The sequence below is a fragment of the Neisseria sp. HMSC065D04 genome (assembly GCF_001815675.1).
Taxonomy (GTDB): Bacteria; Pseudomonadota; Gammaproteobacteria; order Burkholderiales; family Neisseriaceae; genus Neisseria.
This window is the reverse complement of record NZ_KV821494.1, coordinates 1-207: the sequence shown is the minus strand read 5'-3', so window position 1 is coordinate 207 and position 207 is coordinate 1. Positions and strand designations below refer to the sequence as shown.

At 43.0% G+C, this 207-nt stretch carries 1 protein-coding gene; it reads left to right on the top strand.

Annotation, left to right across the window (positions count from 1 at the left end):
• Positions 1-207 (top strand): hypothetical protein (locus tag HMPREF3050_RS03950; protein ID WP_141758399.1); only part of this gene is annotated, 207 nt, incomplete at both ends.

The window sequence follows — 207 nt, the reverse complement described above, 5'->3', positions numbered from 1 at the left end:
AGGCCAATGAAGGTTTCAACAATGCGATTGCCAGCTTGGGTGAAGATATCAGTACTTTGAAAAAAGCAGGTTTGGCTGCAGCTGATGCTTTAGAAGTTAACCGTACAGATATCGATGCCAACAAAGTAGCCATTGTGGAAAATGCTCGAGCACTCAACGGCTTTAAAGAGGGCGATGAAATCGTCTTTACCGATGATAAAGGTATCA